22 protein-coding genes and 2 pseudogenes are annotated in these 19,814 nt (G+C 71.0%); 12 read left to right on the forward strand and 12 right to left on the reverse strand.

Translation table 11 applies throughout. The annotated features are described in order from the left end of the window. Positions 1-10: 10 nt before the first annotated feature. The gene (locus tag GA0074696_RS32705; protein WP_407940522.1) at positions 11-1,897 is read right to left on the reverse strand and encodes an Eco57I restriction-modification methylase domain-containing protein; all 1,887 of its coding nucleotides are present in this window, start codon (positions 1,895-1,897) and stop codon (positions 11-13) included. Positions 1,898-2,383: 486 nt separating this feature from the next. On the opposite strand from GA0074696_RS32705, the gene GA0074696_RS30460 reads away from it, so the two are divergent. After that, complete coding sequence (locus tag GA0074696_RS30460; protein WP_172894136.1) at positions 2,384-3,496, forward strand: ISAs1 family transposase; 1,113 nt, start codon at positions 2,384-2,386, stop codon at positions 3,494-3,496. On the opposite strand, the gene GA0074696_RS30465 is transcribed toward GA0074696_RS30460, so the two are convergent. Beyond that, positions 3,489-3,710 carry a winged helix-turn-helix domain-containing protein gene (locus GA0074696_RS30465; RefSeq protein WP_172894519.1) on the reverse strand — a complete coding sequence of 74 codons (222 nt, stop codon included), beginning with the start codon at positions 3,708-3,710 and terminating at the stop codon, positions 3,489-3,491. The genes GA0074696_RS30460 and GA0074696_RS30465 overlap by 8 nt on opposite strands. A gap of 417 nt (positions 3,711-4,127) precedes the next feature. Here GA0074696_RS30465 and GA0074696_RS30470 point away from each other — a divergent pair, with 417 nt between their 5' ends. Next, positions 4,128-4,364, forward strand: a complete 237-nt coding sequence (locus GA0074696_RS30470) for a DivIVA domain-containing protein (RefSeq protein ID WP_157746157.1) — start codon at positions 4,128-4,130, stop codon at positions 4,362-4,364. Beyond that, a complete protein-coding gene (locus GA0074696_RS30475; RefSeq protein ID WP_088964262.1) occupies positions 4,361-4,627 on the forward strand; it encodes a hypothetical protein in 267 nt (88 codons plus the stop codon). The genes GA0074696_RS30470 and GA0074696_RS30475 overlap by 4 nt, the downstream gene beginning before the upstream one ends. 82 nt (positions 4,628-4,709) lie before the next feature. On the opposite strand, the gene GA0074696_RS30480 is transcribed toward GA0074696_RS30475, so the two are convergent. Further along, positions 4,710-5,516 carry a zinc metalloprotease gene (locus tag GA0074696_RS30480; RefSeq protein WP_231925206.1) on the reverse strand — a complete coding sequence of 269 codons (807 nt, stop codon included), beginning with the start codon at positions 5,514-5,516 and terminating at the stop codon, positions 4,710-4,712. Positions 5,517-5,890: 374 nt separating this feature from the next. On the opposite strand from GA0074696_RS30480, the gene GA0074696_RS30485 reads away from it, so the two are divergent. Then, a complete protein-coding gene (locus GA0074696_RS30485) occupies positions 5,891-6,223 on the forward strand; it encodes a hypothetical protein (RefSeq protein WP_231925207.1) in 333 nt (110 codons plus the stop codon). Between the two features lie 6 nt (positions 6,224-6,229). Next, positions 6,230-6,358 (forward strand): hypothetical protein, encoded by a 129-nt coding sequence (locus GA0074696_RS32375; protein ID WP_269458700.1) that lies wholly within the window; start codon positions 6,230-6,232, stop codon positions 6,356-6,358. Between the two features lie 18 nt (positions 6,359-6,376). Here GA0074696_RS32375 and GA0074696_RS30490 read toward each other — a convergent pair whose 3' ends face one another. Then, positions 6,377-7,123 carry a TIGR03089 family protein gene (locus GA0074696_RS30490; RefSeq protein ID WP_088964264.1) on the reverse strand — a complete coding sequence of 249 codons (747 nt, stop codon included), beginning with the start codon at positions 7,121-7,123 and terminating at the stop codon, positions 6,377-6,379. 133 nt (positions 7,124-7,256) lie between these two features. Here GA0074696_RS30490 and GA0074696_RS30495 point away from each other — a divergent pair, with 133 nt between their 5' ends. Then, a complete protein-coding gene (locus tag GA0074696_RS30495) occupies positions 7,257-7,994 on the forward strand; it encodes a hypothetical protein (protein WP_157746158.1) in 738 nt (245 codons plus the stop codon). Here GA0074696_RS30495 and GA0074696_RS30500 read toward each other — a convergent pair. The 3 genes from GA0074696_RS30500 to ligD (GA0074696_RS30510) are packed head-to-tail and all read right to left on the reverse strand — an operon-like array spanning position 7,912 to position 10,963. Beyond that, on the reverse strand, positions 7,912-9,078 hold the full coding sequence (locus tag GA0074696_RS30500) for a hypothetical protein (RefSeq protein ID WP_088964266.1): 1,167 nt from the start codon (positions 9,076-9,078) through the stop codon (positions 7,912-7,914). The genes GA0074696_RS30495 and GA0074696_RS30500 overlap by 83 nt on opposite strands. A 39-nt stretch (positions 9,079-9,117) precedes the next feature. Continuing rightward, positions 9,118-10,032: a non-homologous end-joining DNA ligase gene (gene ligD, locus GA0074696_RS30505; RefSeq protein ID WP_088959181.1), complete on the reverse strand. Its 915-nt coding sequence runs from the start codon at positions 10,030-10,032 to the stop codon at positions 9,118-9,120. Beyond that, positions 10,022-10,963, reverse strand: a complete 942-nt coding sequence (gene ligD, locus GA0074696_RS30510; RefSeq protein WP_088959182.1) for a non-homologous end-joining DNA ligase — start codon at positions 10,961-10,963, stop codon at positions 10,022-10,024. Before ligD (GA0074696_RS30510) ends, ligD (GA0074696_RS30505) begins: the two co-directional genes overlap by 11 nt. Positions 10,964-11,049: 86 nt before the next feature. On the opposite strand from ligD (GA0074696_RS30510), the gene ku reads away from it, so the two are divergent. Beyond that, positions 11,050-12,072, forward strand: coding sequence for a non-homologous end joining protein Ku (ku, locus tag GA0074696_RS30515; RefSeq protein ID WP_088959183.1), 1,023 nt, complete (start codon positions 11,050-11,052; stop codon positions 12,070-12,072). Between the two features lie 45 nt (positions 12,073-12,117). Here the strand turns inward: ku and GA0074696_RS30520 are convergent, their stop codons facing one another. Beyond that, complete coding sequence (locus GA0074696_RS30520) at positions 12,118-12,510, reverse strand: PPOX class F420-dependent oxidoreductase (protein WP_088959184.1); 393 nt, start codon at positions 12,508-12,510, stop codon at positions 12,118-12,120. A 182-nt stretch (positions 12,511-12,692) separates the two neighbouring features. Between GA0074696_RS30520 and GA0074696_RS30525 the strand changes: the two genes are divergently transcribed. The 3 genes from GA0074696_RS30525 to GA0074696_RS30535 all read left to right on the forward strand — a co-directional run bounded on the left by GA0074696_RS30525 (position 12,693) and on the right by GA0074696_RS30535 (position 14,997). Further along, positions 12,693-13,334 carry an FKBP-type peptidyl-prolyl cis-trans isomerase gene (locus GA0074696_RS30525; protein ID WP_088964267.1) on the forward strand — a complete coding sequence of 214 codons (642 nt, stop codon included), beginning with the start codon at positions 12,693-12,695 and terminating at the stop codon, positions 13,332-13,334. Between the two features lie 143 nt (positions 13,335-13,477). Further along, a complete protein-coding gene (locus GA0074696_RS30530; protein WP_088964268.1) occupies positions 13,478-14,302 on the forward strand; it encodes an SCO6745 family protein in 825 nt (274 codons plus the stop codon). Positions 14,303-14,340: 38 nt separating this feature from the next. After that, a complete protein-coding gene (locus GA0074696_RS30535) occupies positions 14,341-14,997 on the forward strand; it encodes an HAD family hydrolase (RefSeq protein WP_088959185.1) in 657 nt (218 codons plus the stop codon). Positions 14,998-15,028: 31 nt separating this feature from the next. Here GA0074696_RS30535 and GA0074696_RS30540 read toward each other — a convergent pair whose 3' ends face one another. Continuing rightward, positions 15,029-15,208: a hypothetical protein gene (locus tag GA0074696_RS30540; protein WP_088959186.1), complete on the reverse strand. Its 180-nt coding sequence runs from the start codon at positions 15,206-15,208 to the stop codon at positions 15,029-15,031. A 229-nt stretch (positions 15,209-15,437) separates the two neighbouring features. Here GA0074696_RS30540 and GA0074696_RS30545 point away from each other — a divergent pair, with 229 nt between their 5' ends. Beyond that, complete coding sequence (locus GA0074696_RS30545) at positions 15,438-16,451, forward strand: NADPH:quinone reductase (RefSeq protein WP_088959187.1); 1,014 nt, start codon at positions 15,438-15,440, stop codon at positions 16,449-16,451. Between the two features lie 3 nt (positions 16,452-16,454). On the opposite strand, the gene GA0074696_RS30550 is transcribed toward GA0074696_RS30545, so the two are convergent. Beyond that, a complete protein-coding gene (locus GA0074696_RS30550; RefSeq protein WP_088964269.1) occupies positions 16,455-16,865 on the reverse strand; it encodes a DUF1801 domain-containing protein in 411 nt (136 codons plus the stop codon). Positions 16,866-17,126: 261 nt separating this feature from the next. Further along, positions 17,127-18,766 (reverse strand): annotated as a pseudogene (locus GA0074696_RS30555) (fatty acid--CoA ligase). An 83-nt stretch (positions 18,767-18,849) separates the two neighbouring features. On the opposite strand from GA0074696_RS30555, the pseudogene GA0074696_RS30560 reads away from it, so the two are divergent. Then, a pseudogene (locus GA0074696_RS30560) lies at positions 18,850-19,329 on the forward strand (NUDIX domain-containing protein). Between the two features lie 52 nt (positions 19,330-19,381). Here the strand turns inward: GA0074696_RS30560 and GA0074696_RS30565 are convergent. Continuing rightward, a partial coding sequence (locus tag GA0074696_RS30565; RefSeq protein ID WP_172894521.1) for an SdrD B-like domain-containing protein occupies positions 19,382-19,814 on the reverse strand: 433 nt, incomplete at its 5' end.

Consider the following 19,814-nt stretch of genomic DNA (forward strand, 5'->3'; position numbering starts at 1 on the left):
AGCGGCACCGCTACGCTCGGTCTAGACGCTCCAAGACTTCGACCGGGATCTGCAGCTGAGCCAGGTCTCGTGGCTCGATCTTGAGAGTGCCACCACCATGCTGTCGGGCGAGTTCCGAAAGTGCCCGTTGCCCCAAGGGGCCCCGAATCCAGTTCCCAAGGATTTCAATGGAATCCATACTAGCCGGTCGACGTCGGAACGTAATGCCATAGAAAGTGTTCGTCGGGATGGCTCCGATGTCATTTCGAATTATCCGGAATCGCCCCTTGGCCATCGGTCCGAACAGCAGGTCGGGTGCCGGGATTCGCTCGACGGCGTACCAAGGATCGCGACTCGAGCACAGGTACGATTCGTGGACACGATTGAACTTGCCTAGATCAATAAGCTGGCTGACAGCTGGATCGTTTGCGTCCTCCTTCGTCAGCCAGAGGAGCCACCGGCGATCGCCCTTCAGACCTAGCGCGTCGTGGGTCGGGTGGTCCAACGTGTCGCTGGCTAGATCTCGTAGACGAGTGGCGGCCGGGACGAATGTGCCGGGAGGGAGGCAGCGCACCTGATCGTCCGTAAGCAGAAAGAAGCGGTTGGCACCGGTAGCAACACCTCGTCGTATCTGCACAAGGCGGGCAAGTTCCACCGCTTGTCCCGACTCCTTACAACCACCGGACTGCTTCCTACTAAACAGGAAGCTCTTTGGAGCTATACCGACTCGGTCACGTGCTTCAGTCTGCACCGTCCGAAACCCCGAGCTCAAGTGCCCCTCTAGCCGGTGAACCAGAAGCGGGGATTCGCGCCCCGTCTCAGGCCCCACCCAAATGACCATCGCAGCAACCGACGCGACGGGAAAGAGGTTAAGTCCGTGTGGAAATATGTGCAGTTCAATCGGCCGCCTAGTTGCGCGCCACAGATACTCACGGACAGATTGTGCATACTCCGCCTCAAGCCAGTTCGAAGGCAATAGAAGACACAAGCTGTCTTGGGGTGCTAGGTTTGCGAGAGAGGCGGCGAGGAAATAGGTCGAGAGCCCTGCGCGGCCGCCCGGTGCGAGGTTTCCTGATGCAGCGCGAGCGCGCAACTTCACCTCTGGTTTCAAGCCTTGGTGTCTGGTGTACGGGGGGTTTCCCCAGATAAGCCGGGGCCCAGGGGTTCCTTTCCACCCGTTAAACAGCCACTCTAAAAAGTCCTGGTCATGCAAGCTCAGCCGGTTAGGCACGTATGAGCTGATGGCTGGTGTCGCAGCCAGAAGGCCGAGTGTCACCACATTGACATCGATCGCGTGTACGTGGGCATTCGGCCACGCTTCAAGCGCTGATCGAGTGAAAGCGCCCACTCCTGCACCGGGATCGGCAACCGTAGCGAACCGCAGTCCGCGGGACTTAACGAGTTCCGTCATGTAAGTTGAAATTGACGGAGGCGTAAAGAATGTGCCGAGCGGCCGGCGTCGCGGGGCGGCAACGAGGCGCTCGTATACCTCAGCAAGAGGTTCCAAGCCACGCTCTAAGTTGCGGCGAAGTTCATTAAGGAGATCGGTGTCTAATCGAGGAGCGGAACTTGCCCAAGCAACCACAGTAGGCGGCAAGTTTCGCGTGTCGCCTTCATCGATGGTGTCGAGTAGAGCACCGGCAACCCCTCCCAGCGCGGCTAGCAAGCCGCGCTCCTTCTCGGTAGGACCGGGAACCGCCGACTTAGGCATGGGATCACGCCTATTGGCGCGGCACCACGACGCGAGCCGCCGTATGAACCGTTCACTTTCAGAAGGGTTGATCTGGTGCCTAGGCGCGAATTGGCGGGTCACACGTTGAAGGGAGACCTTAGCCGACTGCTCTGCGCTGCCACCCTCGGCGAGCCGGCTCATGCGGTGTCCTCGCGGCGCAGGCTGTGCAGCGTTCATGGTCGGCATGGACAGAGTCTGCCAGACGGCGCACCCAAGAAGCACATGCGCGTCGGCAAAGGACGGCGGCAAAAGACCATGGTCTCGCCGTCGCCGCGCTTGCGGCGTTACGGGGCATCATCCAGAGTCGCCTCTCCGCGACCGTAACACCGACGAAGATCCCCGGCCGGCCGGTCAACCGGCTTCCGCGCAGCGGGCCCGGATGCCCACATCGTCATCACGCTGCCAGCGGCATGGCGAGGCAGGTCAGCGTTGTGGGTTCTGAGCGGCGACAAAGACGCCGCGACCTGGCCAGGGCTCCGGCAAAGTCGTGAGGGGTGTCCGGCTTGAGGTGGTTGGTGCAGACGCGCCCTGGGTGTGGGTAGCAAGGCGGGCATGACCGCTCCGGAAGATCATCGAGGTTCTCGAGGCCTGTTGATCTATCTGAAGTGAGTCATGCCCGCGTTGCCATCATCGCTGATCTCATCGTTGTCAACCGCACCGGCCGGGACCTCTGTGGAGGATGGTGCGGGTGGGCTGCTCACGGCGTTGGCGGATCTGCCCGATCCTCGCGCCCGCCGTGGAGTACGGCACCGTCTGGTGACCGTGGTCGCCGCGGCGGTCTGCGCGGTCGTGGCCGGTTACCGCTCCTACACGGCGATCGGGGAGTGGGTCGCTGACCTGCCCGCCGATACCGCCGTCCTGCTCGGGATCGACGCAAGCCGCCGGCCGTCCGAGGCCATGATCCGCCGACTGCTGCAGGCCCTGGACCCCGAGGTGCTCGCCGTCGTGATCGGGACCTGGCTGGCCGGATGCACTCCCGCAGCGCCGGCAGGGTCGAGCAGGGCGATCGCCGTGGATGGCAAGACGATCCGCGGTTCCCGCACCGGCGACACGACCGCCCGGCACGTCCTCGCCGCCGCCGACCAGGCCAGTGGTGTCGTGCTGGCCAGCACCGACGTCAACGGTAAGACCAACGAAATCACCCGCTTCGCACCCCTGCTCGACCAGATCCCAGACCTGCACGGCGTGGTCGTGACCGCCGACGCGTTGCATTGCCAACGTGAGCACGTCGCCTACCTCGCCGAGCGCGGCGCCCACTGGATCCTCACGGTGAAGGGCAACCAGCCCAGCCTGCACCACCAGTTGGCCGCTCTGCCCTGGCGGGCCGTGCCTGACGCCGACCGTGACACCTGCCGCGGCCATGGCCGCCGGGAGATCCGCACCCTGAAGATCCTGTCCGTCTCCACCGGGATCGATTTTCCCCACGCCGCCCAGGCGTTGCAGATCCGACGGCGTCGACGCCGGCTCGACCAGCCGAAACGCTTCACCACCGAGACCGTCTACGCGATCACCGACCTGCTCGTTCACCAGGCCAGGCCGGCGCAGCTCGCCTCGTGGATCCGCGGTCACTGGTCGATCGAGAACAGAGTCCACTGGGTCCGCGACGTGACCTACGACGAAGACCGATCCCAGATCCGTACCGGCACCGGACCCCAGGTCATGGCAGCCCTACGCAACGCCGCCATCGGCGCCCTACGCCAGGCCGGCGTCACCAACATCGCCGCCGGCAACCGCCACCACGCCCGCGACAGCAACCGACCACTGGCCCTACTCGGCATCACCTGACGACTTTGCCGGGGCCCTGGCGACCTGGCCGGCCGACCAGCACGCCCTGCTCGCGCAACGCCGCTACCGCCCGGTGGATCGTCGAGACCGACACGTCATAGTGGTCAGCCAGCTGTTGCGTGGACGGTATCTGCGACGCTGGCGGGAACTCACCCACCTCGATCCGCCTCAGCAGATCGTTGATCAACTCGTTCATGGTCGGCGGAATCGGCACGTGGAGGCCCCTTGCAGTCGGTTGGCCCTCCCAGTATCGAGCAACAGGTGAAACAGCGGCAATAACTGACGTAGGAGCAGCAGGCAGGAGCATCAGCCAGATTCGACAGGTAAGAGAGCGTTGACAGAGGTGAGAGGTGTCGGTAGCGTCGCTCTCGGTGATGCGGTGCTGCTGCGGTCGGTTGGCGCCTCTCGTACCGGTCTCGCATCGCCGCCGAGACCCCACCCTCCGCGCTCCCCCGGCGCGGCCCTGCTGCCGTACCGCCGATCGAGGCTGCGGTGGCAGGGCGGGGCGGTCTCCGTCGACCGCAACCGGCGGAGGCCGCCCCCTCCACTCCGACGCGACCCGACGAAGGGCGGTCCCCCCGTGCGCGACCTGATCCGCCGGCTGGTGAGCCGACGCGAGGAAAGACCACCGATGGCAGCAGCCAACCAGAAACACCCCCTCCGGCCCTGGCAGATCCGCGAGCGGTGCTTCAACGTGCGCCGGCGCGGCCTCGACCCCGTCGAGATCCGCACCTTCCTGCACCGCGTGGCCGACGAACTCACCGTCGCGCAGACCGCCCTGGTCGCGGTGCAGGAGGAGAACGTACGGATCAAGAACGCGCTGCGCGCATGGCAGAGCGCCCAGTCGGCGAACCACCGCTACCGATGAGCGACCGCTGGGTGATCCATCTGCCGGTCACCGCACCCGACCTGCTCCGGGCCCGGATCTTCGCCCGGACCGCCGCCCGGGTGCTGGCCCGGCTCAGCGCCCGCGTCGAGCCGGGCGGGGTGACCGTCTCGGCCGAGGACCAGCAGGGCGTACGCCACTGGGTCTTCTGCGACCGGCGACTGCCCGGCGGCGGGCGGTGTGCCCTGCCGGCCGACCACACCGCGCCCTGCTCCCGGCGCGCGCCCTGGCTCAACCGGCGGTGAAAGGGGCCGGGAACGTGGGCGCAACAGGAAAGGGGCTGGCGGGCCGCTGAGTGCGGCCCGCCAGCCCCCGGCAATGCTTGGGTTACTTGGTGCCGCCGGCCCGGAACGCCACCCAGGCGTCGCTCATCCGGTCCGCCTGTCCAGCGGTGAACATGTCCATGCAGGAGTCCTGCGAGTAGTCCATGAAGTTGTGGATCGGGTCCACCCCGGGTGCGGTGCAGGTGTCCGCGCCCACCGGGCAGTTGAACTGCGGGTGCGCCTCACGCGGGGTGTCCGCGACGTAGTCGCCGGAAGCAGAGCACCCGTGCGCGAAGGTGTGCTCCAGCATCAGCCAGTGCCCGACCTCGTGCGTCAGGGTGTCACCCAGGGCGTACTTGCCGGCGGTGCCGCCCGGCATCGACTCGTCGAGCATCACCACGCCGTCGATGAAGTCGCGGCCGTTGTTGTAACCCTTCGGGAAGTACGCCCAGCCGAGCAGCCCGCCGCCGATGTTGGCCGCGTACACGTTCAGGGTGCGGGCGTCGCCGGTGTACAACGCCTGCTTCATGTCCCGCTCGTTCTTGCCCGGCACGACCGTGTACCAGTCGCTGTTCACCGTCCACGTCGTGTTGACGAGGTCGAACCGGAACGGCGTGTCGGCGGCGTTCGCGGCGGTGCTGCCGGCGAACGAGTCGTTGAGCACCTTCATCTGGTTGGCGATCAGGGTGTTGAACCTGGTCGTCTCGGCCGCGCTGAGCGGGTGGTCGGAGACCATGTGGAAGACCGTCGGCACGGTGACGCTGCCGTTGGCCAGGCGCGGCGAATCCTTGATCACGCCGTAGGCGTTCGCCTCGTTCTTCGAGTACAGCTCCGGCTCCTGGGCAGTGGCGCCCTCGGCTACCCGGGCCACGCTCTGCGCCTCAGCTCCGGGCGCACAGGCCGCGGCACCCGGCGAGGTCGTCGCGGGCGCTGCCGAGGCAACCGCCCCGGAAGCTCCGCCGGCCCCCAGGAAGGTGGCGGCGGTGGCGGTCAGGACCGCCAGTTGGAAAGCCGATCTTCTTCTGCGCATAGTTGCCCTTTCACGTACGGGGGATGAGCCACGTCAGCGGCAGGGACGAGGGTCACCGGGATACGGGACCGACATCGTCGTTCCGTCATAACAACACGTCAGCGGCGTTAACAACAGACCACGAGCGGGTCGATTGCCAGATGGCAAGGGCCGGTTTCGCAACGGTCGGACCGACGACGCTTCCCGGCTCGCCCGCGGCGGCCTACGGTCGACGGATGGTCCTTTCCGAGTTCGCCGGGTCCTGGGTGGGCAGCAACGGCTTCCGGCTGATGCCCGATCATCTGCTCGCCGAGTTTCCCGCCACGATGACCGTGGCGACGGCCGCCGGCGGACACCTCACCTCGATCGCCTACTCCTGGCGGCACCCGGACGACGGACACCAGAACGGCCTGCTCCTCATCGCCGCTGCCGGCGAGGACGGCTCACTCACGGCCGTGTGGGGCGACTCCTGGCATCAGAAGCCGGTGCCGATGTCGCGCTGCCCGGCGGGCCGGGGGGCGGGCGACACGTTCCAGTTCGAGGGCGACTACGGCGGCGGTTGGCGCTGACGGATCGTGTTCGACGCCGCCGACACCGCGACCCTGCGAATGCGGATGGACAACGTGATCCCCGCCGACCAGGCCACGGCCGCGATGGCCGCCGGGCCGTACCCGGTGATGGTCATGGAGGTACGCCGCGCCTGACCGGGCGCGGTGCGGGGTTCAGAGGACGTGGGTGGCCCTTTCGGTGGCGAGCCGGTCGGCGTCCACGGTGCGGTGAATGAGCACGGACGCGCCGACCGACAGCGGGGCGAGCAGCCACTTCAGCGGTTGCTCGTGCTCGCCCGCGTCGACCAGGAGGCGGTCGCCCGCCCGCAGGCCGAGCTGGGCGGCGACCTCGTGCGCCAGCGCGCCCCACTCGCCATAGCTGGTGCCGTCCGGGGTGGCCGGGTCGGCGGGATGGATGGCGCGGTGGTCGGGCGGGGTGGCCGGGTGCCGGAGCACCTCGGCCGACCAGTCCAGCCAGCCCACCGGCACGTCGGTCAGCGACCCCGGCCCGGTGCCGACCAGGTAGCGGTGCGTCCCGTCGGGCACGTCCTCCAGCCAGTCGTCCAGCCGCCCCGGGGTCACGAACACCGCGTCGTACGGGCGGTCGCCGCCCGGCTCGAGCACCGGCAGCCCTGCGGTGGCCCGCGGCCGGAACGACACCGCCAGCCCGACCGACCAGGCCCCGAGCAGCACCGCGGCGGTACGCCAGTGCGGCGGCAGCAGCACCGCCACCCGGCTGCCCGGGCCCAGCCCGCAGCCGTCGCGCAGCAGCCCGGCGCAGCGCGCCGCCCAGCCGCCGAGCTGGTGCGCGGTCAGCGCGGTCCGTTCGCCGGTCGCCCCGTCCAGGTACGTCAGCAGCGGCGGGCCGCCGCCGTCCGCCGCAGCCCGCCCCCACACGACCGGGTCCTGGACGGTGTCCATCGGGCGTCCTCCTCGTGACGACGACGCCTCACCCTACCGACCGAGCGGGACCAGCGAGAACGCCGACGGCGCCGGCCACCACGCCAGGCCGACTACACTCGCGGCCACATCCGCTCTGGAACGGGGCAGTCGAATGGGCGAACTGTTGTCGACAGTCGTGCAGCTCGTCAGCTCGTATTTCACCAGGATGCTGGACCGGCGGGCGGTGTCCCGGGACGCGAAGGTCGCCGCCGAACTGATGGCCGTCGTCCTGGCCCTCCAGGAGGTGTGCCTCACCGGACACCGGATCCTCGCCCTCGCCACCACGATCGTCTCGGGCACCGCGCGACCCGACGACGTGACGGAGTTCGCCGCCGCCCTCCGCCGGCAGTCCACGCTGGTGGACCAGCTCAGAAGCCGGATCGAGACCGCGCGCCCGCTGCTCGCCACCGTCGAGGTGGAGTTCGCCCTGAGCGTGGCGCCGTTCCTCGACGCGAAGTCGGGGCTCCTGACCCGCTGGCAGCAGCAGGCGGCCACGAGTCAGTTCTCCACCACCACGCTGCTCTTCCTGCCCGCCGAGAGCGTCACCCGGGCCGTGGCGGCGAGCCGGCCCCGCCCCGACGCCACCTCGCTCGACCTGGACCGGACAGATTTCGTGCTGGTGGTGGCCGACGAGATGCGCAGCGTGCGCCGGCGGGAGGTACGGGACATCCGCACGGCCACCGACGCCGAGCGCGACCCGGTGCTGCGGGACATCGAACAGGCCCGGGCCAGGCTGGAGACCGCGACGCAGCTCTGCGCCGGGTTGCTCACGGCGACTCGGGAGACCGTCGGGCCGGAGGCGTTCGCCGAGTTGCGGCGAAACCTGGCGGGTCGGGAGCTTCGCCGCTGAGCCCACCCGACCGGCGCAGCTCCGGGTCCCGGGGATAGCCGCCGTACCTGGCCAGCGCGTACGAGCCGACGCCCGTGGCCAGGACGCTGAGCGAGGCCATGCCGAGTTCCCGGCTGAGTTCCTCGGTGTTGAACATGAGTCGTTGGAACAGCCCGGTGCCCCTTGCCTGGTCGGTGAGGCGGATCTCGTCGAGCGACGCGCGCCGCTCCGGGAAGGAGAACCGCATTCCGAGCAGGGCGTGCACGGTGCCGGCCGGCGCGATCCGCAGGTCGACGGCACAGCCGCCGTCGGGGTAGAGCGAGACCTCGAACCGCGCCTCCGGCAGACCCGCCGACATCAGCTCGCGGAACCGGCGCGGCGGAATCGGCACCCAGCGCCGCCACGACGCGATGAACTCCTCGTCCGCCCGAGCCACCGTCATCACCGGCTCCATCGCCGTCAGGTCGGCGATCGTGATGGCGTCGATCTCGGCCCGGAGATCCCGCGCCGGGGGTGGCGCCGGGTGGAGCAGTCGTACCCCGCCGGCCTCCGCCAGCAGCCCGTCCCAGTCCCGGTCGGGTCGGAACCGCCCGAGGCAGAAGTCGTCGCCCAGTTTGGCGGCGAGGTGCTGCCACCAGGCCGCCGCGCGTACCGGCCGCAGCCCGAACCGCATGGCGCCCACGATGAAGCAGCGGTGCAGCACGAGGGTGGCGCTGACGGCATCCACGTCGACCATCGGCCCGTCCATGGCGCGCGCCGCGCCGACGGCGTTCCGTTCCATCTCCGTGTACGCGACGAGCGGCGGCGCGTCCGCGATCCGTACCGGGATGACGCTGTCGAGCTGGGCGGCGGGGTCGACCGGTGCCCACACCACGTCGTCGTTCAGGACGATCAGTGGCAGCAGCGCCTCGTCCTGCCGCACCACCAGCTCCAAGGCCGGATCTCCGCGCGGGGAGAAGATTTGTGAAGCGCGGAGAACGGAGTCCGGGTGCAGCCGTACGGCGTCGGCGATGGCCGGCACGGCCACGCGCAGCTCGGGACCGTCGGGCCGAACCTGGAGCGCCGGCAGGGTGCGCAGTGCGCTGACGAGTTCACCGCTGTCCATGCGCAACTGTATCGGGACATCGACCCGCGAGGATGCCCCTCAGGGCGCGGGCAGCTCCGGGCCGCCCTCGAGCAGCGGGGCGAGCAGGTCGCCCTGCTTCTCCACCCGCTTGAGCACCTCGGTCGCCGTGTACGGCTTCGTCGCCGGTCGCTTCCCGGCCGCCCCGGCCTCCACCTCGTCCCAGGTCAGCGGCGTCGACGCCGACGGCACCGACTGGGCGCGCAGCGAGTACGGCGCCACCGTCGTCTTCGCCGCGTTGTTCTGGCTCCAGTCGATGAAGACCTTCCCCGGCCGCAGGTTCTTCGCCATCTTCGACACGATCAGCTTGGGGTGCGCCTTCTCCAGTTCCTGTGCGATGCGACGCGCATAGGCGGACACGTCATCGGCGGACTGGGTGCCGCGTATAGGGCAGCAGAGCTGCATGCCCTTCTTGCCCGACGTCTTGGGATAGGACTCCACCCCGTCGCCGGCCAGCCGATCCCGCATCAGCAGCGCCACCTGGCAGCACTGCCGCAGCGCCGCCGGCGCGCCCGGGTCCAGGTCGACCACCATCATGTCCGGGTGCTCGCCGACCTTCCACTGCGGCGTGTGCAGCTCCAGCGCGGCGAGGTTGGCCAGCCAGACCAGGGTGGGCAGATCGTCGGCGACCACGTAGTCGATGGTCTCCCGTCCCTTGCTCGACCCCGGGGCGGGCAGGGTCTCGGTGCGTACCCAGTCGGGGGTCGCGGCCGGGGCGTTCTTCTCGAAGAACGAGCCGCCGGTGACCCCGTTGGGGAAGCGGATCCGGGTCAGCGCGCGGTCGGCCAGGTGCGGCAGCAGGACCGGGGCGACCCGGGTGTAGTAGTCGATCACCTCGCCCTTGGTGAACCCGGCCTCGGGATAGAGCACCTTGTCCAGGTTGGACAGCTCCAGCGTCCGCCCCTCGACCTCGACCCGGAACCGCTCAGCCGGCATCGTCGACCTCCTCCGCTGGCTTGTCCGGCCGCAGCCGCAGCACCCGGGGGAACCGCAGCCGCCCGTCGGGCGTGCGCTGGCCGTACTTGACCTCCACCACGACCCAAGGTGTTACCCAGATCGCGCCCCGGGCATCCTCGCGTGGCACGTCACCGGAGAACGGCGACGCCGCCGCGCGCAGCGGCTCCAGCTCGCGCAGCAGCTCCCGCTCCAGCGCCGCGCCGATCCCGCCGCCGACCCGGCCCCGGTAGATGAGCCGCCCGTCCGGCCCGGGCACCCCCACCAGCAGCCCGCCGATCTTCCGCGCGCCGGGCCGCCAGCCGCCGATCACGAAGTCGCCGGTCACCTCCAGCTTGACCTTGAGCCAGTCGGGCGAGCGCACGCCGGCCCGGTAGACCGAGTCGACCCGCTTGGCCATCACCCCCTCCAGCCCGTGCTCGCCGGCCGCCTCGTAGGTGGCCGCGCCGTCGGCGAAGCCCGGGGGCACCGCCCACCGGGCCGCGCCGAGCCCGAGCGCCTCCAGGGCCGCCCGCCGCTCCCGGTAGGAGCGTCCGGTCAGGTCCTCGCCGCACAGCCGGAGCAGGTCGAAGATCATGTACGTCACCGGGGCCGCCGCCGCGAGCCGGGCCGCCTTCGCCGGGTCCCGGACGTGCATCCGCTCGGCCAGTGCGGTGAACGAGGGCTGCCCGGTCTGGTTGAGCAGCACCACCTCGCCGTCGAGCAGCGCGTCGTCGACCTGCTCGGCCAGGGTGATCAACTCGGGGTACGCGGCGGTGATCTCCACGCCGCTGCGGGCGTACATGTGCTGCCGGCCGCCGGTGATGTCGGCCAGCGCCCGGACGCCGTCCCACTTGAACTCGTACGCCCAGCCGTCACCCACCGGGAGCGGCCCGGTCATCGCGAGCATCGGCTTCAGCGGCGCGCCGGGCACCTTTCGACTGTAGTTGGGCAGCGAAGAGCGTGCGCCCCGTTCGATCGTTTGGGATCCTTGGGCAGAACCGGGGAGAGGAGCGCGGCATGCGGGCGATCTGGAAGGGGGCTGTGTCCTTCGGGCTGGTGTCGATCGGGGTGAAGCTCTACTCGGCCACCGAGGAGAAGGACATCCGATTCCACCAGGTGCACCGGGCCGACGGCGGCCGGATCCGCTACAAGCGCACCTGCCAGGTCTGCGGCGAGGAGGTCACCTACGACGACATCGCCAAGGGCTACGACCTCGGCGGCGGCGAGATGGTGATCCTGACCGACGAGGACTTCGCGGAACTGCCGCTGACCAGCTCGCGCGCGATCGACGTGCTGGAGTTCGTCCCCGCCGAGCAGGTCGACCCGATCCTCTACAACAAGGCGTACTTCCTGGAGCCGGAGGGCTCGGCGACCAAGCCGTACGTGCTGCTGCGGGACGCGCTCGCCGACTCGGAGCGGGTGGCGATCGTCAAGGTGGCGCTGCGCCAGCGCGAGCAGTTGGCCACCCTGCGGGTCCGCGAGGGCGTGCTGCTGCTCAACACGATGCTCTGGCCCGACGAGGTGCGTACCCCCGACTTCGGCTTCCTGGACGAGGACCTGAAGGTCCGTCCCCCGGAGCTGGCGATGGCCAGCTCCCTGATCGACTCGATGGCCGGCACGTTCGAGCCGGACGCCTTCACCGACGACTACCGGGCGGCGTTGCAGGAGGTCATCGACGCCAAGGTCGAGGGGCGCGAGGTGGTGCAGCCGGAGGAGGTAGAGGCCGCGCCGGCCGCCGCGGTGGACCTGATGGCGGCGCTGAAGGCCTCGGTCGAGCGGGCCCGGTCCGCCCGGGGCGAGCAGCCAGCCGCTGGCGCGGGTGAGCCGACGCCGATCTCGTCGGCCCGTTCCGCGCAGCAGGCGGCGAAGGCGGCGAAGAAGGCGGCCCCGGCGAAGAAGGCGGCGGAGAAGAAGGCCGCCGCCAAGAAGGCCGAGCCGGCGAAGAAGGCCGCCGCCAAGAAGACCGCCGAGAAGAAGGCCGCCAAGGCGCCGGCGAAGAAGGCCGCAGCGAAGAAGGCCGCGCCCCGCAAGACCGCCTGAACGCCGGGGTCTCCGCCGTCGTACGCCGGAGACCCCGCCGGCGGGTCAGCCGCGGCCGAGCTTCTGGGTGGGGGTGATCCGGACGATCACCCGCTCCTCGCCCGGCTGCCGGAACGGGTAGGTGTCCTGCCCGAGGTACTTCTTGGCCATCCGGTCGATGTGCTCGTCGGCGCCCTCGGTGATCAGCTCGGCGGTGCCCTTCACCCAGAGGGTGCGGAAGTCGTCGGCCTTGTCCACCACCGAGACCGCCACCACCGGGTTGCGCTCGATGTTGGTGTACTTCTGCCGCCCCCGGGCGGTGTTGAACACGATGTGCTCGCCGTCGGTGTCCACCCACACCGGGGTGACGTGCGGGGTGCCGTCGGCTTCGACGGTGGCCACGTGGGCCAGCTGGGGCTCGGAGAGCAGGGCCAGGTCTTCGTCGGTGAGGATCGCCATGGTCAAGAACCTACCGCCGGAAGCGCTCCGGCACCCGGACGAACCGGGATGACGGGGAGGCGCGGGACGGCGGGTGGGAGAGCGGGCGGGCGACGGGACACCGGCGGCATCGATCCGGGTACCGTGTGCGCTGGCCGCGGGTCGTCGGGCCGGTCCACCCACACCAGCAGGGAGTCGAGGACGTGAGCGAGCGTACGCAGAACCGGTCGGCGGGCCAGGGCCCGGAGACGAAGGCGCAGCGGCGGCTGGCCGCCCAGCTCGCGGCGCAGAAGGCCGCCGAGGCGAAGAAGCGCCGGCAGGCCTGGCTGGGGGCGCTCGCCGGCCTCGCGGTGATCGCGGTGATCGTCGGCGTCTTCGTGGTGACCCGGGGCGGTGACGACGACGCCGCGAAGCCGGCCGCGTCGCCCGCCGGCTGCCCGGGCGGCTTCCCGACCCTGCCCGACGGCGCCGACCGGGCACTCTGCACCAAGCCGCCGGCCGGCAAGGGCGAGGGCGAGCTCAGCGGCCTGAAGGCCACCCCGCTGATCCGGGGCACCGGCGCCGCCGCCCAGAGCGGCCAGCAGATCACCGTGAACTACGTCGGGGTGTCGTACCGGACGGGCGAGGAGTTCGACGCCTCCTGGAAGCGCTCGGAGCCGTTCTCCTTCATGCTCGGCCAGGGCAACGTGATCCCGGGCTGGGACCAGGGCCTGCAGGGGCAGACCGTGGGCAGCCGGGTGCAGCTCGACATCCCGGCCGACCTCGCGTACGGCGACAAGCCGCAGCGCCCGGGCGCGCCGTCCGGCCCGCTGCGCTTCATCGTCGACGTGCTGGCGGTGCAGTAGCCCACAGAGGTCTTCCCGGCTGTCACCTACGCGCAGTAGGTTCGGGGTCACCGTGGGCGGTCCACACCGCCGCACGGTGACCCCTCACCATCGTGGAGGTACGCGTGCCGGCGCTGGACGACCCCGGGCGGACCGCCCGGCTCATGTGGACGCACTTCGAACCCGTCCACGCGGTCACCTACTTCCATCCGCGCGCCCGCGCCGCGTACGAGGCGGTCGGGCTACGCGGCTACTGGCGGGGGTACTTCGCCGGCCGGGCCGCCCCGCTCGGGCCCACCGAGGCGGCCCCGGTGCTCGCCGCGTTCTTCAACTTCGCCCCGCCGATGGTGAGCCGGGCGCTGCCGGCGGTCTGGCGGCTCGCCACCCCGCAGGAGGCGCTGCGGGCCCGGCTGACCGGCGCCGTGCAGGCGCTCGCCGAGCTGACCTACGAGCTGCCCGAGTCCCACCTGGTCGAGGCCGCCGACCTGCTGGAGGAGGCGGCCGCGGCGGTGGAGCCTGCCGGCCGGGTGCTCGGCGCGGCCAACGCCGCCCTGCCGCGCGGTGAATACCCGCTGGCCCGGCTCTGGCAGGCCGCCACCACGCTGCGCGAGCACCGGGGTGACGGGCACGTCGCCGCCCTGGTCGCCGCCGACCTCGATCCGGTGGAGACGCTGGCCTGGCGGGTCGCGGTGGACATGCCCCTGCAGAACCTGCTCGGCCGGGGCTGGTCCGAGGAGCAGTGGCAGGCGGCGCGGGGCCGGTTGGCCGAGCGCGGCTGGCTCGGCCCGGACGGCGAGCCGACCGACGTCGGGCGGGCCCGGTTCCAGGCCGTCGAGGATGCCACCGACCTCGCCGCCGCCCGCCCCTGGCGCACCCTCGGGCCGGACCGCACCGACCGCCTGCGCGAACTGCTCGAACCGATGGCCCGCGCCTGCCACACGGTGATCCCGGAGAACAGCCCGATCGGCCTGCCCGCCCTGCAGGGCTGACACCCCCGCCCCCGGCCCCGGTCGGGGAGGATGGGCGGGTGACGGTGGATGCGGTGGTGTTCGACCTCGACGGCGTGATCGTGGACTCCGAGCCGGTCTGGGAGGAGGTCCGGCGGGCGTACGTGGCGGCGCACGGCGGCACCTGGCAGCCGGACACCCAGCGCCGGCTGATGGGGATGAGCACCGGCGAGTGGGCCGACTACCTCAGCGGCGAGCTGGGCGTCGACCGCGACGCCGGGCAGGTGGCCACCGAGGTGGTCGAGGAGATGACCCGGCGGTACGCGCGGCACGTACCCCTGATCGACGACGCCGACCGGGTCGTGCGCGGGGTGGCCGCGCGGTGGTCGCTGGGGCTGGCCAGCTCGTCGCCGACCCGGCTGATCGCCGCGGCGCTGACCGCCATGGACCTGACCGACGCCTTCCGGGTGACGCTCTCCACCGAGGAGACCGCGCGGGGCAAGCCCGCGCCGGACGTCTACCTGGCCGTCGCCGACCGGCTCGGCGTCGACCCGACCCGCTGCGTCGCGGTGGAGGACTCCTCCAACGGGGTACGCTCCGCGGCCGCCGCCGGCATGCGGGTGGTGGCGATCCCGCACGGGTCGTACCCGCTGGACCCGGATGCGGCGGCCCTCGCCGCCGTGGTGCTGTCGTCGGTGCACGAGCTCACTCCGGACCTGGTGGCCGGGCTCGGCTGACCCGCCTCCGCCCGGCGCAGGCGGCCGGCCGTCAGATCCGGCGGCTGCGGCTGGACCGGGGCAGGAACGGGGTGTCGCGGCGGTCGCCGGCCGGGGCCGGACCCGGTTCGCCGGTCGCCTCAGCCGGTGCCGCGCACCCGGCGTCGGTCGGACCGGCCCCGCCACCGAGCGTCACGGGTGGCGTCGACGCCACCTCTGGTACGTCCCGCATGACCCCTCCTCCGCCGGCTATCCGGTGATACGGACGGCGGGCCCGGCGGGATCGGTCGGGCGGCACCGGACCCCGCACTCCAGCCCGGCGACGTCACACAGGGTGAGGTCGACGGTCGCCCCGGTGAGGTGCGGGTGCGCGGGCCGGAGGTGATCGCGACCGGCGACGCCACCCCGACCCGCGCGGGATCGGCGAAGATGGGGGACGCGACTGTCGGAGGGAGACGGGGATGAAGGCGATCGTCTACGAGGAGACCGGCGACCCCTCGGTGCTGAAGCTGGTGGACCGGCCGGTGCCGGAACCCGGGCGCGGCGAGGTGCTGGTCCGGGTGGCCGTCTCCGGGGTGAACCCGACCGACTGGAAGGGTCGCCGGCAGTGGCCGCTGCCGGCCGGCTGGCAGACCCCCGGCCAGGACGGCGCCGGGGTCATCGAGGCGGTCGGCGAGGGCGTCGACCAGATCCTGATCGGCAAGCGGGTGTGGCTCTGGGAGGCCGCCTGGCAGCGCCCCTGGGGCACCGCAGCCGAGTACACCGTGGTCCCGGTGCGCCAGGCGGTAGGCCTCGGTTCCGCCGACTTCGACCTGGGCGCCTGCCTCGGCATCCCGTTCCTCACCGCGCACCGCTGCCTGACGGCCGGGGAGTACATGCCGACCAAGCTGCACGCCGGTGCGCTCAGCGACCACGTGGTGCTGGTGCAGGGCGGCGCGGGCGCGGTGGGCAACGCGGCGATCCAGCTCGCGCGCTGGGCGGACGCCTGCGTGATCACCACCGTCAGCAGCCCGGAGAAGGCGCAGCTCGCGGCGGCGGCCGGCGCGTCCTTCGTGATCAATTACCGGGAACAGGACGTGGTCGAGGAGGTCCGCAAGATCGCCCCCGAGGGGGTGCACACGATCGTCGAGGTCTCCGCCGCCCGCAACGCCGCCACCGACGTCCAACTGCTCCGCCCCGGCGGCGCGGTCTGCGTGTACGCCGACGACGGGGGCGCCGAGGTCACCCTGCCGATCCGGCCGCTCATGGTGCCCAACGCCCGCTGGCAGTTCGTGCTGGTCTACACCGAGCCGGCGGCGGCCAAGGCGCGGGCGGTCACCGACGTGGCGGCGGCGGTGGCACAGGGCGGCGTACGGGTGGGCGGGGAGGTCGGCCTGCCCCTGCACCACTACCCGCTGGCCGAAACGGCTGCCGCGCACCAGGCGGTGGAGGATTCGGTGGTCGGCAAGGTGCTGATCACCACCAGCGCGCAGTGACGGTCACTCGGCGCGGGCCTGGGCGACGGAGGCGCGGACCAGCTCGGTCAGCACGTCGAGATCGACGTCGGCGAGCTGCTTGACGTAGAGGCAGCCCTTGCCGACGGTGTGCCGGCCCAGCCGGGCCGTCAACTGCTCCTTCTCGGGGAATCCCTCGCCGAGGTAGAGGGTGGTGGCCGCCTTGCGCGGCGAGAACCCGACCAGGAACCAGTCCAACTCGCGACCGCTGGCGTAGCGCAGGTGCCGCTGCCCGAAGCCGACGATGGCGTCCCCCCACATGGTCGGCGGCTCGCCGGTGACCTGCCGCATCAGGTCGCGGACGGCGATGGCGTCGCGGCGGCGGGTCTCGTCCGGCACGGCGGCGAGGAAGTCGTCCACGCTGGCGGCGGTCGGTGCGGTCTTCAGGGTTGCCATGACGTCTCCGAACTCGACGGCGGGCCGACCCGGGGGCGGCCGGTTCAAGCCGATCGTACGAGCCGGCACCGACACCGTGAGCTGGGTGGATTTCCCCGTCAGCGGGACAGAGGCGAACATGTTTCGCAAGAATGACTGTGCGGGTCGCCCCGCAAAAAAGCGGGCGGCCCCGGCGCGGTGCGAACGCCGGGGCCGCCCCTGGGGAGGGATGCTTCTTGGAGTACGTCCCTGCCCCTAACGGCGACGAGCCGCCGGAAAACGTTACGGCCCGGTCAGTTCCCGCACCTCGAGCCCGCCGTCGGCGTAGCGGGACCGGACCACCTTCTTGTCGAACTTGCCGACGCTCGTCTTCGGCACCGCGTCGATGAACGCCCACCGCTCCGGCAGCTGCCAGTGCGCCACCGACTTCGCCAGGAACGCCCGCAGTTCCTCCGCGGTCACCGAGGCGCCCTCGCGGATCACCACGGTGGCCAGCGGACGCTCGTCCCACCGCTGATCGGGCACCCCCACCACGCAGGCCTCCTGCACGTCGGGGTGAGCCATCAGCGCGTTCTCCAGCTCCACCGAGGAGATCCACTCCCCACCCGACTTGATCACGTCCTTGGCGCGGTCGGTGAGGGTGATGTAGCCGTCCGGCGAGAGGGTGCCCACGTCACCGGTACGCAGCCAGCCGTCGCGGAACTTCTCCTCGTCCGGGTTGTCGTCGCCGACGTACCGTGCGGTCACCCACGGGCCCCGGACCTCCAGCTCGCCGACGGACGTCCCGTCGGCGGGCAGCGGCTCGCCCAGCGGGCCGACGATCCGCGCGGCCACCCCGGCCGGCACCCGGCCCTGGGTGTAGCGGTAGCGCCAGGCGTCGTCGCCGGCGGCGCCGGCCGGCGGCCGGGACACCGAGCCCAGCGGGGACATCTCGGTCATCCCCAGGCGTGGATGACCTCGATGCCGTGCCGCTCGGCGAACGCGTGCATCAGCGCGGGCGGGCAGGCCGAACCGCCGACGATCACCTCCGTCAGCGAAGACGTGTCCACGTCGTGGTTGTCCAGGTAGGAGAGCAGGTCGTTCCAGATGGTCGGCACGGCGCCGGCCAGGGTGGGCCGCTCCGCGGCGATCATCTCGGCGATCGGCGCGGCCTGGAGGAACCGGTCCGGCATGATCAGCGACGCGCCGGAGAGGAAGGCCGCGTACGGCAGGCCCCACGACATCGCGTGGAACATCGGCACGATGGCCAACTCCCGGTCGACCGGACCGAGGCCGAAGCCCTCCGGCATGCAGACCTGCAACGAGTGCAGGTAGATCGAGCGGTGCGAGTAGGCCACGCCCTTGGGGTTGCCGGTGGTGCCGGAGGTGTAGCAGAGGGCGGCGGCGTCCCGCTCGTCCACCTCGGGCCACTGGTAGCTGTCGGGGCGGCCGGCCAGCAGCTCGTCCCAGTGGTGCACGGTGATCCGGTCGCCGGCCGCCGCGACCAGCGGGGCGGGGTCGCCGCCGCCGACCACCACCACGTGCCGCACGGTGGTCATCTCGCCGAGCACCCGGCCAGCAGCGGGATCAGCGTCGAGTCGACCAGCACCACCCGGTCCTCGCGTGGTTGGCGATGTAGCGACCTGGTCCGGAAGAGCCGGATGTTCAGGGTGTGCAGCACCGCGCCCATGCTGGGCACGGCGAAGTACGCCACCAGGTGCTCGTTGTTGTTCCACATGAAGGTGGCGACCCGTTCGTCGCCGGTCACCCCGCACTCGTCGCGCAGGGCGTGGGCCAGCCGGGCGGCGGCGCGGCCCACCTCGGCGTACGACATCCGGCGGGCTCGCCGCCGGTCCACGTGACGACCTCGCCGTGCCGTGCACGGTGTGCGTGTTCGAGGATCCGGGAGACCTGGAGGGGGCGTCCATCATCGTGCTACGCATGAGTAACAAGCTAGTGTCGCCGGTCACAGGTTGGGAACCCCGGAACGCCGGAGGCGCCGCGGGAAGCTGCGTAAATTGGCCGGGTGAGCATCTCGTGGGCCGATTCGTACGTGGGCAGCTGCGGGCCCTGGCCGGTGACCGGACGCTGATGTTCGTCGGGGCCCGTGCCGTGGTCCGCGACAACGCGGCCGGGTGCTGCTGATCCAGCGCTCCGACAACGGCCACTGGGCCCTGCCGGCGGGCGCGATGGAGCTGGGCGAGTCGGTCGCCGACTGCGCCGTCCGCGAGGTCCGCGAGGAGACCGGGCTGCGCGCGCTGCGGGTCGGCGCGTTCGCCCTCTACACCGGGCCGGACCGCACCCACACCAACATGTACGCCACACCTACCAGATCTTCACCACCGCGTTCCGGGTCGAGGACTGGACGGCGACCTGGCCGGGTCACCGACGAGACGACCGACGCCGATTTTCCCCCGCGACGCGTTCCCTCGCGCTCTCGCTCGGTCCCGGAGACCTCGCCGACCTGGACGTCTTCGAGCAGACCAACCGCCTGATCCTCAAGTAGCGCGGACCCCGGGCGGCCTGCGATCGCCCGGGGCCCGCGTACGGAGTGTGGTCTACGGAGCCGGGATCACCCCGACGTCGACGACCACGGTGCCGCCGTCGGTCACCTCGATCACCGTGCTGTCCGCGTACGGAGCGTTGTACGGGGCGGTGGGCACGGACGTGACGTCGGAGTCGGTGGCGTCGTCGCCCACGTTCGGCGTGGTCACCTGCCAGCCGTAGCGCAGGTTCACGCGCACCACGTACCGCCCCGGCGGCACCGCGCGCGCGTACGCGCCCACGTACGGGTACGCACGGAGTTCGGTGGTCGCCGCACCTTCGGGAAGGAACTCGACGTTGTACGTCGCCTCGCCGTAGCCACCCAGCGGCTCACCCGCGTCGCGCTGCCCGTCGCGGTCCTCGTCGTACCAGACGGTGCCTTCGATGGTGCCCTGCGGGCGGTAGCTGGTGACCGCCTGGCGCGAGTTGTTCGCCGGGTTCAGGTCG

Origin of the sequence: Micromonospora purpureochromogenes (assembly GCF_900091515.1) — a bacterium.
Taxonomy (GTDB): domain Bacteria; phylum Actinomycetota; class Actinomycetes; order Mycobacteriales; family Micromonosporaceae; genus Micromonospora; species Micromonospora purpureochromogenes.